7 protein-coding genes, 1 pseudogene and 1 riboswitch are annotated in these 12,752 nt (G+C 72.7%); of the genes and pseudogenes, 1 reads left to right on the top strand and 7 read right to left on the bottom strand.

The genetic code is table 11. The features are described from left to right. Positions 1–36: 36 nt before the first annotated feature. From IPK37_16060 to IPK37_16030, 7 genes and pseudogenes are all read right to left on the bottom strand, one after another. On the bottom strand, positions 37–1,356 hold the full coding sequence (locus IPK37_16060) for a bifunctional o-acetylhomoserine/o-acetylserine sulfhydrylase (GenBank protein QQS00360.1): 1,320 nt from the start codon (positions 1,354–1,356) through the stop codon (positions 37–39). Between the two features lie 84 nt (positions 1,357–1,440). After that, a riboswitch (SAM riboswitch) is annotated at positions 1,441–1,559 on the bottom strand. Between the two features lie 83 nt (positions 1,560–1,642). Then, positions 1,643–1,777: pseudogene (locus IPK37_16055) on the bottom strand (N-acetyltransferase). A gap of 161 nt (positions 1,778–1,938) precedes the next feature. After that, positions 1,939–5,349: a TM0106 family RecB-like putative nuclease gene (locus IPK37_16050; GenBank protein ID QQS00359.1), complete on the bottom strand. Its 3,411-nt coding sequence runs from the start codon at positions 5,347–5,349 to the stop codon at positions 1,939–1,941. 1 nt (position 5,350) lies between these two features. Beyond that, a complete protein-coding gene (locus tag IPK37_16045) occupies positions 5,351–7,156 on the bottom strand; it encodes an ABC transporter ATP-binding protein (GenBank protein QQS02945.1) in 1,806 nt (601 codons plus the stop codon). A gap of 41 nt (positions 7,157–7,197) precedes the next feature. Beyond that, positions 7,198–8,127: an ABC transporter permease gene (locus IPK37_16040; protein ID QQS00358.1), complete on the bottom strand. Its 930-nt coding sequence runs from the start codon at positions 8,125–8,127 to the stop codon at positions 7,198–7,200. Then, positions 8,124–8,996 (bottom strand): ABC transporter permease, encoded by an 873-nt coding sequence (locus IPK37_16035; GenBank protein ID QQS02944.1) that lies wholly within the window; start codon positions 8,994–8,996, stop codon positions 8,124–8,126. The genes IPK37_16040 and IPK37_16035 overlap by 4 nt, the downstream gene beginning before the upstream one ends. 85 nt (positions 8,997–9,081) lie before the next feature. Further along, positions 9,082–10,638: an ABC transporter substrate-binding protein gene (locus IPK37_16030; protein QQS00357.1), complete on the bottom strand. Its 1,557-nt coding sequence runs from the start codon at positions 10,636–10,638 to the stop codon at positions 9,082–9,084. 257 nt (positions 10,639–10,895) lie between these two features. Between IPK37_16030 and IPK37_16025 the strand changes: the two genes are divergently transcribed. Next, on the top strand, positions 10,896–12,710 hold the full coding sequence (locus tag IPK37_16025; protein QQS00356.1) for a long-chain fatty acid--CoA ligase: 1,815 nt from the start codon (positions 10,896–10,898) through the stop codon (positions 12,708–12,710). Positions 12,711–12,752 lie beyond the last annotated feature (42 nt).

Here is a 12,752-nt window from a genome sequence, read left to right as displayed (position 1 = left end):
TGAGCCCTTCGTCCGCGGTTAGCTCTGCGCCGCCGGTTAGGCCTTTGCCGCCGCGAAGCCCTTCTCCAGGTCGGCGAGGATGTCATCGATGTGCTCGATGCCGACCGCCAGCCGGACGAGACCCGGGGTCACACCGGCGCCGAGCCGGTCGGCGTCGCTGCCCTGGCTATGCGTGGTTGACGCGGGGTGGATGACCAGCGAGCGCACGTCGCCGATGTTGGCCACGTGGCTGTGCAGTTCCAGCGCGTCGACGAACTTGCGGCCGGCCTCGATCCCGCCGGCGATCTCGAAGCTGAACACCGCGCCGGAGCCCTTCGGGCAGTACCGCTGAGCGCGCTCGAAGTCCCGATTCCCTTCCTGGGAGGCGTAGTTCACGGACTCCACCTGCGGGTGGGCGGTGAGGAAGTCCACCACGCGGCGGGTGTTCTCGACGTGCCGCTCCATCCGCAGCGACAGCGTCTCCAGGCCTTGGGCCAGCAGGAACGCGTTGAACGGCGACACTGCCGCACCCGTGTCCCGGAGAAGGTCGACCCGAGCCTTCAAGATGAAGCTCAAGTTAGCTCCAAACGCCGACCCGACGCCCAGATCCCGCGCGTAGACCAGCCCGTGGTAGCTCTCGCTCGGCGTGTTGAACTGCGGGAACTTCGCCGGCTCGGCGCCGTAGTCGAAGGTGCCGCCGTCGACCAAGGCGCCGACGATCGCCGTACCGTGTCCGCCCAAGTACTTTGTCGCCGAGTGGATCACGACGTCGGCGCCATGCGCGAGGGGCCGGATGAGGTACGGCGTCGCCACCGTGTTGTCCACGAACAGCGGCACCCCGGCCTCGTGGGCGACCCCGGCGACTCCCGCGATGTCGAGCACCTGCTGGTCGGGGTTGGAGATGGTCTCGCCGAACAGGATCTTGGTGTTCGGCCGCAGCGCGCGGCGCCACTCGTCCAGGTCCGCCTGGTTCTGCACGAACGTCGTCTCGATGCCGAGCCGCGGCAGCGTGTACTTGAGCAGGTTGTACGTCCCGCCGTACAGCGCCGCACCGCTCACCACGTGGTCGCCGGCCTGGGCGACGTTGAGGATGGCGTACGTCGTGGCGGCCATGCCGCTGGCCAGCAGCAGCGCCCCGACGCCACCTTCCAGGGAAGCCAACCGGTTCTCCACGACCTCGGTCGTGGGGTTGCCCAGCCGCGTGTAGATCGGGCCCAGATCCGTCAACGCGAAGCGAGCCGCCGCGGTCTCGGAGTCCCCGAAGACGTAGCTCGTGGTCTGGTAGATCGGCAGGGCCCGCGCGCCGGTGGCGGCGTCGGGCAGCTGGCCGGCGTGGATCTGGCGGGTCTCGAAGGCCCAGTCGCTGGTGTCGCTCATCGCGCGCTCCTTGTCGTACGGCGGCGCAACTGCCTTGCTCGGGCGAGTTGCACCGCGAGGTGATGGTGCCGGGTGCGTCACGACGCCCCGCGCTTGCTCCCCGCCACCTGCCGGCGGGTCGCCTGGTCCTCACCCGGGGCACCCCGCCGCGGCGGGAGGGTTGCCGGCCAGCGAGCCGGGGCTTGGCGCTGGCACTCATGACCTGCCGTGAGGATAGCCAGAACGATCCGTGATGTGAGCCCTGCATCTCAGCTCTCGGACGATCGTCAATGCGAGCCGAGGTCGCTCAGAGCGCGCGCAGGTAGCAGAGCATCCGGTACGTCGTGTCGGGTTCCATGTTGACGAAGCCGTGCCGTTCGTAGAACCGGCGGGTGGCCACGTCGATCTCATCCACGTTGATGTGCATCTCGATGGCCCGCTCGGCCCGGGCGGACAGCCGCGTCATGAGTCGTGGCTCGCCGAATGGGCGCTTCGGGTGTGGCTGTCATCGCGGCATCGATCGAATCCACGGCGCGCGGAACGGATGTCCGTCTGCGCGAAATCGTCGCCCGTGGAGAGAACGCTCGCCTTCTTCCTCCTGGATCAACATGACACCGCCAGCGGCACAGGGCGCGCCGCGTCGGCGAACGCGCACAGGGCGTTGACCAGCCGCACCTGTTCGGGGGTCGATGCCGCCGCGTCGAGGAGCGCCGGCGAGCCCACCCAGACCGCCAGCGCCTTCGCTCGCGAGATCGCCACGTTGAGCCGGTGCACGTCGTACAGGAAGGACAGCCCCCGCGGCGCCTCCGCCGCGCTCGAGCTGCCCGTCGCGTAGATCACGGCGGGCGCCTGCTGCCCCTGGAACCGGTCGACGGTGCCCACCCGGACCCCCTCGGGGACGGCCGCGGCCAGCCGGTCGACGTGCGCGTTGTACGGCGCCACGACCAGCACGTCCGCGGGGGTCATCGCGCGCCGTACGCCGTCGCAGTCCACCCACCGACCCTCCAGAAGCTCACGCACCAGCGCCCCCACGACCACCGCCTCCTCGGCGCTGTCGGCCACGTTGCCCTCGTGCGGCACCGGCACGCACCGCAGCCCCGAACCGGCCAGGCCGACCCAATGTCCGTCGGCGAGCTCGATGAGCTGGCGCTCCCGCCCGGGCGCCGACCGCAGCCGACCGTCGTAGCTCAGCGTGGAGACCAGCTCGGTGATGGCCGGATGCATCCGGTACGTCACGTCCAGGAACAGCCCCCGATCGGCCGGGATCACGTCGTGGTCCCCGATGAGGTGCGCCAGCGCCGACACCCCCGCCCCGTAGGGATGCTCGGCCTTCGTGGGCTGGGTGAGCTGTTGCGGATCCCCGAGCAGCACCAGCGACCTGGCCGCCCCGCCCACGGCCACGGCATTGGCCAGCGAGAACTGCCCAGCCTCGTCGATCACGAGCACGTCCAGCGACTCCGCCAGCTCCGGCCGGGCCCACAGCCATGCCGTGCCGCCGACCAGGCGCGCCGACCCGTCGGCCAGCCCCGCAGCGACCTCGGCGTTGTCCGCGACCTCGCGGACCCCGCCACCCTGACCCGCCGCGTCGAGCAGCGTCGGCTCGGCCGGCTCACCGCTCACCTTGTGCAGCGCCGGGCGACCCACCTCGTCGAGCAGGTTGCGGATCACCGCGTGCGACTGGGCCGTCACCCCGACCCGGCGCCCCGCGTCCAGGAGCGCCCGAATCAGGCGGCTCGCGGCGTACGTCTTGCCCGCCCCCGGCGGCCCCTGCACCGCGAGCACCTCGCCGGCCAGCCCCAGACCCACCCGCACCACGGCCTCGGCCGGCGTCTCCCCCGGCCGCAACCCCAGCGCCGACCCCGGCACCCGCCGCTCCACCAACGCCGTCCCGGCCGAGGAGCCCCCGGCCAGGAGCGTCTCCGCCTGTCGGGCCAACGCCCCCCGCACCACCTTGTTGTCGAGCGGGCCCGGCGGCATGATCCCGCGCGGCTCGGCCGCCGCGTGCTTGACACCGCGGGAGAGGATGACCTCCCCCGCCTCGACATCCACCGAGGCCACAGTCCCGCACGACTCCCGCGTGTCGACGTCGTGGGCGCCCTTGCCGACCTCGAGCCGGCACGCCTGCGGCGGAAACGCGTAGCGCCACAGCCGCGACGTCGGCTTGCCCGACTTCCCCAGCTTCTCCCCCGCCGCGACCGGCTCCCCCACCCGGCCCAGGGCCACGCCGTCGTCGACGAGGTCGTCGTCGGCCAGGTCCGCGCGCCGGAAGAAGTCCCACCACTCGGGACGGTCCTCGCGGCGGTGCCAGCCGACGAGCCCGGCGAACAGCTCGTGCCCCTGCGCCAGCAGCCGCTCGGCCAGCTCGCGCTCCGCCGCCGCGGCCTCGCCCTCCGCCGCCTCCGCGAACGGCGTGCCCGCCGGGCGGGGCAGCAGCAGGCCGCCCGCCCCGGAACCCCGCGCGGCCAGGTCCAGCGCCAGCTCGGTGCGCCGGTCCTCCAGCCAGTCGTGCAGCGCCAGCGTGGACCGCACGTCCTCGCGGTTGTAGTCGGCAATCCGCCGCAGGATGTCGTCGTCGCCGCCCTCGAGCCAGCGTTCGTACTCCACCACCGAGCTCATCGCGTCGGCGACCTCGTCGCCCTCGCCGTGCCGAATGTGGCCCCAGTAGAGGTCTTCCAGCTTCTTGATCGAGTACGACGACTTCCCGATCAGCACGCCCTGCTTGACGACGCCGTACAGGTCCACGAACCGCCCGCCGCGCAGCAGCGCGTCGAGCTCGGCCTCCGCCACCCCGTAACGGCCGGTGAGCCGCTTCAGCGCCGCGGTCTCGTAGGGCGCGTAGTGGTAGACGTGCATGTCCGGGCGCTCCCGCCAGCGCGCGACGAGGAACGTCAGCAGGTCCTCGACCAGGCGCGCCTCGGCCGCCGCGTCGTGCGCCCACCAGGTGTGGAACCGGTCGCGCCGATCCAGCACCCCGGCGAGATATTCACGCCCCGTCCCGTCGCCCGCGAACGGGTCGCCCTCGAAGTCGAGGTAGAGGTCTCCCGCATCGGGCTCGGGCAGCTGGGCCAGCCCGCGGCCGGGGACGTAGGGCAGCAGCTCGTACCGCGCCCGATCCCCTTCCCGCTCCGCCACCTGCAGGCGGGCCTGGCGGCGCAGCTTCTCGTACGTCGCCCGGGACAGCCCAGCCGGTACGTCGTCGCCGGCCCCCGCCAGCGCCGCCACGTCGGCGATGTCCGCCGCGCGCAGCGCCATCCGATGCCGGTGCCGCATGCCGGCCACCAGGCTGAGGTCGTCGGCGGCGGCCCAGGAGTCCCCGCACTCGCCCTGCCAGCGACACCGCGAGCACGCCGGCACCGGGACGGGTTCGGTCGCCGCCTCGTCCGCCCCCGCGGCCGACGCGCCCACGAACCATTCGAGCCCGGCGCGGGCGCGCGCGGCGTACGCCGTCACGTCCGCGAGCCGCCAGGACCGCTCCGCCCCGTCCCCCGTCACGACGACCAGCCGTTGCGGCGGGACGCCCTGCAGCACCTCCAGTCGCTTGGCGTAGGTCGCCAGCTGGAGCAGCGCCGCCGCCGACAGGTGCCGCGCCAGCTTGGTGTCGACGAGGTCGTAGGCCCAGTCGCCGTACGCCGAGCGCGGCTCCGCCGGCGCCAACTCGCGCCGGACCAGGAAGTCGGCGTAGCCGAGCCAGGTCCCGTCGAAGAGCGTGCCCTGGTAGATGACGTCGGCCCCGGCCCGCATCGCGGCGACCGTCGAGGCCTCGGCCAGCGCCGGGTCCGCGGTCCGGCCCATGGCGACCACCCGGCGGCCGGCCTCCCGCAGCCGGTCCAGGTAGGCCCGTTCGTGGGCCAGCCCCCGGGCGGCGATGAACTCCAGGTGCTCATCCACGCCGTCGGCCGGCCGCCCGCGCCGCCCCAGCGCCACCTGCAGGTCCAACGCGCTCGCGTGGGCGCAGCCCAGGAACCGCGCGAGGTCGGTGGGCGACAGGACCAGGCGATCCTCGGCCCGATGCACGCTAGGCCTCCCCCGGGTGCTCCTGCGCCCGGGCCGCGGCGAGGTCGGCGGCCGAGACACCGGCCAGCGCCCGCTCGATCGTGGGGATGGACGCGACGAGGCGGCGCGTGTAGGGCTCCGTCGGCTCGCCGTAGACCTGCGCCACCGGACCCTCCTCGACGATCAGCCCCGCCTTCATCACCACCACACGATCGCAGACGGCTCTGACAACGCTCAGATCGTGCGACACGAACACCAGCGTCAGCTCGAGGTCGTCGACGAGGTCTGCGAGAACGCCCAGCACCTGCGCCCGGACCGACACGTCCAGCGCACTGACGGGCTCATCGGCCAGCAGGATGTCGGGCTCCGGGCCGATGGCGCGGGCGATGGAGATGCGCTGCCGCTGGCCGCCGGAGAACTGGTGCGGGTAGCGGTGCGCGTTCTCGGGGTCGATGCCCACCGACGTCAGCAGCCGGGCGACCCGCTCGCGGTGGTCGTCTCGGCCCAGCAGGAGCAGCGGCTCGCGCACCGAGGCGTGGATCCGCATGCGCGGGTCGAGGGAGCCCATCGGGTCCTGGAAGACCATCTGCAGGCTTTGCCGCAGGAACCCGAGCCGGCGCTCCGGCTGCCCGGACACCGGCCGGCCCGCCACCCGGACCTCCCCCGTGGTCGGCTGGTCGAGACCGGCGAGGATGCGCAGCAGCGTGGACTTTCCGCAGCCCGACTCGCCCACGATCCCGACCCGCTCGCCCCGGCGGATCGTGAGGTCGACCCCGCGCAGGGCGTGCACGATCGGCGCCGGGCCGAAGAGGTTGCGCCGCGGTCGCTTGTAGTCGCGGGTGACGCCGCGGACCTCGATGACCGGCGCGTCCGGCTCCGCCGCCGACCCCCGGGCCACCGACCGCGCCTCCTGGGTCTGCCGGCCGCGGGCCTCGATCCCCGCCAGGCTCGACGCGGCCAGCAGCTTGCGGGTGTAGGCATGCGTCGGCTGGGTCAGGACCTGGCGCACCGGCCCGGACTCCACGATCCGCCCGTCGTACATCACCGCCACCCGCTCGCACACCGTCGCGATGACAGCCAGGTCGTGGCTGATGAACAGCAGCCCCGCGTCGCGGGCCTCGACTCCGGCCACGATGAGGTCGAGCACGTTCGCCTGGACGGTGACGTCGAGGGCGGTGGTCGGCTCGTCGCAGATGAGCAGGTCGGGCGAGTTCGCCAGGGCCATCGCCAGGACCACCCGTTGGCGCTGGCCGCCGGAGAGCTGGTGGGGATAGGAGCGGGCGGCCTGTTCGGGGTCGGGCAACCGAACGTCGTCCAGGAGACGGATCACCTCCGCGCGGATCGCCGCGCGGTCGGTCCGACCCGGGTCCGGCGCGCCCTCGTCGCGGCCCGGCTGGCCGGCCTCACCCAGCACCTCTCCCTGACCGACGCGGGCCGCCCGGTCGCGGTGCAGCAGAAGGACCTCCGCCACCTGGCGGCCGACCCGCATGGTCGGATTGAGGGCGGTCAGCGGCTCCTGGAAGACCATCCCCATTCGCGACCCGCGCAGCCGCGACAGGGTGCGCTCCGGCAGCTCCAACAGGTTCTCGCGCACGCCCCGTACCCGGACCCGGCCGCTCGCTTCGAGGCCCTCCGGCAGCAGGCCCATGACGGCAAGGGCGGTCAGCGTCTTCCCGCTGCCGGACTCCCCGATCAGCCCGACCCGCTCGCCGCGAGCGATGTCCAGGTCCACCGGGTGCACGAGTTCGACGTCCGCGGTCCGCACGGTCAACCCGCGCACCGACAGCACGCGATCCCCCGGCGCCCCGCCGTCCTCGTCGCCGCCCAGCGCCCGCGTGGGGTCCGGCGCGCCGGGGTCGGCCGGGTGGGTCACCGGACCGCCTCCATCCGCGGGTCGAGCAGATCCCGCAGCCCGTCGCCGAGCAGGTTGAACCCCAGGACGGCAGTCGCGATGGCGCCGCCCGGGAACAGCACGAGCAGCGGGTGCTGGGCGAGGAAGTCCTGCCCCTCGAAGAGCATCAGCCCCCACGAGGGGGTCGGCGGGGGCGTGCCCAGCCCCAGGTAGGACAGCCCGGCCTCCGCCAGCACCGCGAGCGCGAAAGACACCGACGACTGCACGATGGCGATGCTCGCGATGTTCGGCAGGACGTGGCGCACCGCGATCGAGAGCCCCGATCGGCCCGCGACCCGCGCCGCGAGCACGTAGTCCTGCGCCATCACCTGCAGCGCCCCGGACCGGGCCACGCGCGCGAACGACGGGATCCCCGCGATGCCGATCGCGAGCATGGCCAGGGCCGCGCTGCGCGTGAAGACGGCCGCGAACATGATCGCCAGCAGCAGCGCCGGGAAGGCCAGCATCACGTCGAAGACGCGCATCACCAGCTCGTCGACCCACCGCCGCGGCGACATCGCGGCAAGCAGCCCCAGCGGGACGCCCACGGCCGCCGCGACCCCCACCGCCACCAGCCCCACGATCAGCGTCGTGCGGCTGCCGACGAGGATGCGAGAGAACACGTCCCGGCCGAGTGAATCGGTGCCGAACCAGTGCTGCGCCGAGGGCCCCAGCAGCCGCGGCACCTTGGCGTCGATGAGCGTGGGGTCGTACGGCGTCCACACGAACGAGAGCAGCGTCCCGGCCACGATGATCCCCACCAGCACGGCGCCCACGACGAGCGCCGGGCCGACGTGGCGCCGCCGCGTCCGACGTACCGTCGCCGCCGCCTGGCCAGCCCCGTGCGCACCCCCCTGGCCCGCGGCCGGCGAGCCTGCCGGGCCTACCCCCGTCGCCGCCCCGCTCATCGCGACCTCGCGCGCATGCGCGGATCGATGGCGACGTAGAGGGCGTCGGTGAGGAACGACAACAGCAGCACCAGCGCGACGAGCACCATCACCACGTCCTGGACCAGGATGAGGTCGCGGACCTGCACGGCGTCCAGCAGCAGGCTGCCGAGGCCGTGGACGACGAAGACCCGCTCGACGACCACCGCGCCGATGAGCATCGAGGCCAGCTGCAGGCCCAGCACGGTCGCGACCGGAACCCCCGCGTTGCGCAGGCCGTGCCGGATCAGGGCCCGCCAGGGGGTGAGGCCCTTCGAGCGGGCCGTCCGCAGGTAGTCCTCGCGCAGGACGTCGAGGACCGCGCTGCGGACGTAGCGCGCGAGGATGGCCGCCTGCACGATCCCCAGCGAGAGGGCCGGCAGCACGAGGTGGCGCAGGAAGCCGGCCGGATCGACCGCCGGCGGCACCCACCCCGACGACGGCAGGGCGCCCCACCGCACGGAGACCACCGCGACGAGCAGCATGCCGGCGAGGAAAGCGGGCACCGCGACCCCTACCTGCGACAGGGCGGTCAGCACGACGCCGTCGACGTGCCGGTGCCGGACCGCCATGAGCGTCCCCACGGGGATGGCGATGGCGACCGCCACGACCAGGGCCGCCAGCACTAGCCAGCCCGTGACCGCGAGCGCGTCGACCAGTCGGGGCGCGATGACGTCCCCCGACACGTAGCTGCGGCCGAAGTCGCCCCGCATGAGCCCGCCGGCCCACGCGGCGTACTGCACGAGGACCGGTCGATCCAGCCCGTACTCGTGCCGCAGCCGCGCGACCGACTCCTCCGAGGCGGACACGCCGAGCGCCACCCGAGCCGGGTCGCCGGGCAGGATCTGCATGAACGCGAACACGATCACGCTGGCCGCGAGCAGGCTGAGGAGCAGGACCGCCGTACGGCGGGCGAGGGCGATGGACAACGGGGCCTCAGGTGCGCGACAGGCCCGTGAGGTCGAACGACTCGCTGACCGAGTTCTGCGGCAGCCCCGTGATCCCCTTCTTCGCCACCATGAGGTTGGGCAGCAGGAACAGCCAGTCCGCCGCGGCGTCCTCGCTGATCAGCCGCGCGGCCTCCTTCATCTTGGCGATCTGGGTCGCCTCGTCGCCGGCGTCGGCGGCGGCCAGCGCCTCGTTCAGGGCGGGGTTCTTGTAGTGGATGTAGTAGTCGGGGTTGCCGAACACCGTCGGCAGGTCGCGGGGCTCCACGTGCGCGACGATCGAGGCGTCGTAGTCGCTGTTCTTCAGGACCGTCGTGAGCCAGCTGGGGAAGTCCATCTGATCCATCGTCACCGTGAAGCCGGCCTGCTCCAGCTGGCTCTTGACGACCTGGCCACAGGAGACGGCGTACGGCGCGGTGGGGATCCGCAGCCGGATCGCGGGGTTCGGCGTCTTGGCCTGCCCGAGCAGGGACTTGGCCTTGGCCACGTCGTACGGGGCGATGCCGGTGAGGTCCTCGAACCACGGGTCCGTCGGCGGCACCATGGAGCCGATCAGCTTGCCCTTGCCGCCCCAGCAGCGGCCCATGAGGTCCTGGTGGTTGATCGCGGCGCGGGCGGCCTGCCGGACCAGCTTGTCCGCGAACGGCCCCTTGGCGTTGTTGAACGACAGGACGACCTCGCCGTTCGTGGTGCCCTCGATGGTCTGGTAGGTGTTCGCGTCCGCGAACCGGGCCACCGCGTCGGGCTGCACGATCGAGAGGACGTCGAGGCCGCCACTGAGCATCGCGTTGTTGAGCGCGGAGGTGTCCGCGACGTACTTGAGATCGACCTTCTCGAAGTACGGCGCCTTGCCCCAGTAGTCCTGATTGCGCGCGAGGGTGAGGGTGTCGCCCTGCTTGTAGGACTCCAGCTTGTACGGCCCCGTCCCCACCGGCGTCTTGGCGAGATCGGCGACCCCCGTGCGCGAGAACATCGCCCCGAGCCGGGTCGCGGCCATCCGGAAGAGCCAGTCGTTGCTCGGCTTGGTCAGCACGACCTGCACGGTGGTCGGCGAGACGACCGTGACCTCCTTGACCACGCCCATGACCTTGGCCAGCGAGGTGGTCCAGTCGGTCTTGGTGCGGTCGATCGAGAACTTCACGTCGTCCGCGGTGAACGGCGCCCCGTTGGTGAACTTCACGTTCTCGTTGAGGGCGAAGGTGTACGTCGTGCGGTCCGGGGACACCTGCCACGACTTGGTCAGCGAGGGGACGACCTTGCCGTCCTGATCCAGCTTGACCAGGCCCTCGTAGACATTACCGAGCAGCGCCTGCGGGATCGCCGCGCCGTCGGCCTTCGTGAAGTCCAGCGACGTCGGTGCGAGGACCATCCCCACGGAGAGGTTCTTGCTGCCCTGGGGGGCCGGGCCGGAGGATCCGCTGCCGGAACTGCCGGTGGCGGAGGGCTGGGTGGTTTGGCCGGCGGAACAGCCCGCGGCCAGCGCTGGGGTCACCGCCATCGCGACGAAAGCGGCGAGCACGCGAGCCCGTCGGGACGTGTGCGTCATTCCTACCCTCCCGGTTGATTCCCCACCTCACGCGGGGTTGGCCTGATCGTATGCCCAGCATGGGACGTGGGACCGCCCGACACCGGGTTGAGGTCAGCCTCGCGCGTGAGGCCCGGTTACCGCGCGGTCACGCGTGGTCATCCCGCTGGCTGGCTGATCGGCACCGAACCGGTGAGTAGGTTGCGGCGCCGGCCGCCGGGCCGGCGCGGCCCAGCGGGGATAGGCTGGTCGCGGCGCCAACGGTAAGGACCTCCCCCATGCACCGCCATCTCCCCGGACTCATCGAGGCCGCGGTCCACACCCACGCCGATCGCCCCGCGTTGCGCGTCGAGCGCGACGGGCAGTGGCACGTCACGACGTACGCCGAGATGGGCCACGCCGTCGACCGGGCGGCTGCGGCCCTCGTCGCGCACGGGATCGGTCTGGGCGACCGAGTGGCGATCTACGCGGGCAACCGCCCGGAGTGGACCATCGCCGACCTTGCGATCATGCGGGCCGGCGCGGTGACCGTGACCGTCTACCCGACGTCGACCCGCGACCAGGTCGAGTTCCTGCTCGCCGACTCGGGTGCGGTGGCCGTGGTCTGCGGCACGACCCAGCAGGCCGAGCGGGTGGGCCGGCTGCGGGAGCGGCTCCCCGCCCTGCGGCAGGTGTGGGTCCTCGACGATGTGCCCGCCGGCGGTCCGGACCGCGACGAGGCCGTAGCGGCGGCGTTCGCCGAGCTCACCCGGCGTACGGCGACTCCCGAGGAGCTGTCCGAGGTCGACGGCCGGCTGGCCGCCCTGGGGCCGGACGATCTCGCGACGATCATCTACACCTCCGGCACGACCGGCGAGCCGAAGGGGGCCATGCTCACGCACGGCAACCTGCTCGCCCAACTGGCGGCGATCCGCGAGCGGTTCGCGATCCCGGCCGGGCAGCGCAACATGAGCTTCCTGCCGCTGTCGCACGCCCTCGAGCGCGGCTGGACCCTGGTGATGCTGGACCACGGCGTCGAGAACGTCTCGGTCCCGGACCCGCGGACCGTGGCGGAGGCCATGGTTCGGATCCACCCGCACCTGTTCGTCTCGGTGCCGAGGCTCTACGAGAAGGTGTACGCCGTCGCGCACGAGCAGGCCGGCGCGGGCGCCCGGCGGCGCCTGTTCGACGCCGCGGTGGCCCTTGGGCTGTTGGTGGAACGTCGGGTGCGGCGCGGCGAGCGGATTGCGGCGCCGCTGCGGGCGGCGCATGCGGCCGCGGATCGGCTGGTCCTGCACCGGATTCGGGACGCCGTCGGCGGCCCGAAGACCGTCATGGCGAGCGGCGGCGCGCCGCTGCGCCCGCAGGTGGCGGAGTTCTTCCTCGCGGCCGGCCTCGACATCTACGAGGGCTACGGGCTCACCGAGACCGCGCCCATGATCAGCTGCAACGCCCCGGGCGCGAACCGGATCGGGTCGGTGGGTCGGCCGATCCCGGGGTGTGAGGTGCGGATCGGCGACGCCGGAGAGATCCTCGCCCGCGGCCCGAACGTCTTCGTGGGCTACTGGCAGCGACCGGATCTCACCGCGGAGGCGCTGGTCGACGGCTGGTTCCGGACGGGTGACGTAGGCCGGCTGGACGCCGACGGTTTCCTCTACGTCACCGATCGGCTGAAGGACCTGATCGTGACCGCGCAGGGCAAGAACATCGCGCCCGCGCCGCTGGAGACCGCGCTGACGGCCGACCCGCTGGTCGAGTCCGCCGTGGTGCTCGGGGACAACCGCAAATACCTGGTGGCGCTGCTGCAGCCGGCCTTCCCGGAGCTGACGGCGTACGCAGTCGAGCGCGGCTGGACTACCGCGGAAGCCGCCGTCGACCGCGCGGCTCTCGTCGCGCTGCCGCAGGTCAAGGAGCTGTACGCCGAGCGGGTCGCGGCCGTCGGCGCGGGCCGCGCGCACCACGAGCAGATCCATCAGGTCCGCCTGCTCCCCGAGGAGCTCACCTCCGACGGCGGCGACCTGACCCCGACGATGAAGGTGCGTCGGCAGCGGGTGGCGGACCGGTACGCCGAGTTGGTCGAGGACATGTACCGCGGGCCCGACCCGCGTCGCTGAGCCGCCACCCCGCACCGGTCCGGTGACCCCGCGTCCGCAGCC

Origin of the sequence: Austwickia sp., assembly GCA_016699675.1 — a bacterium.
In the GTDB taxonomy this organism is placed as follows: Bacteria; Actinomycetota; Actinomycetes; order Actinomycetales; family Dermatophilaceae; genus Austwickia.
The sequence above is the reverse complement of the archived record's forward strand: the minus strand, read 5'-3'. Positions and strand labels throughout refer to the sequence as shown.

Excerpts from the sequence above, each read along its gene's own strand:
- IPK37_16025 (QQS00356.1), top strand. The coding sequence starts at position 10,896 with ATGCACCGCCATCTCCCCGGACTCATCGAGGCCGCGGTCCACACCCAC.
- IPK37_16035 (QQS02944.1), bottom strand. The coding sequence starts at position 8,996 with ATGCAGATCCTGCCCGGCGACCCGGCTCGGGTGGCGCTCGGCGTGTCC.
- IPK37_16030 (QQS00357.1), bottom strand. The coding sequence starts at position 10,638 with ATGACGCACACGTCCCGACGGGCTCGCGTGCTCGCCGCTTTCGTCGCG.
- IPK37_16060 (QQS00360.1), bottom strand. The coding sequence starts at position 1,356 with ATGAGCGACACCAGCGACTGGGCCTTCGAGACCCGCCAGATCCACGCC.
- IPK37_16040 (QQS00358.1), bottom strand. The coding sequence starts at position 8,127 with ATGAGCGGGGCGGCGACGGGGGTAGGCCCGGCAGGCTCGCCGGCCGCG.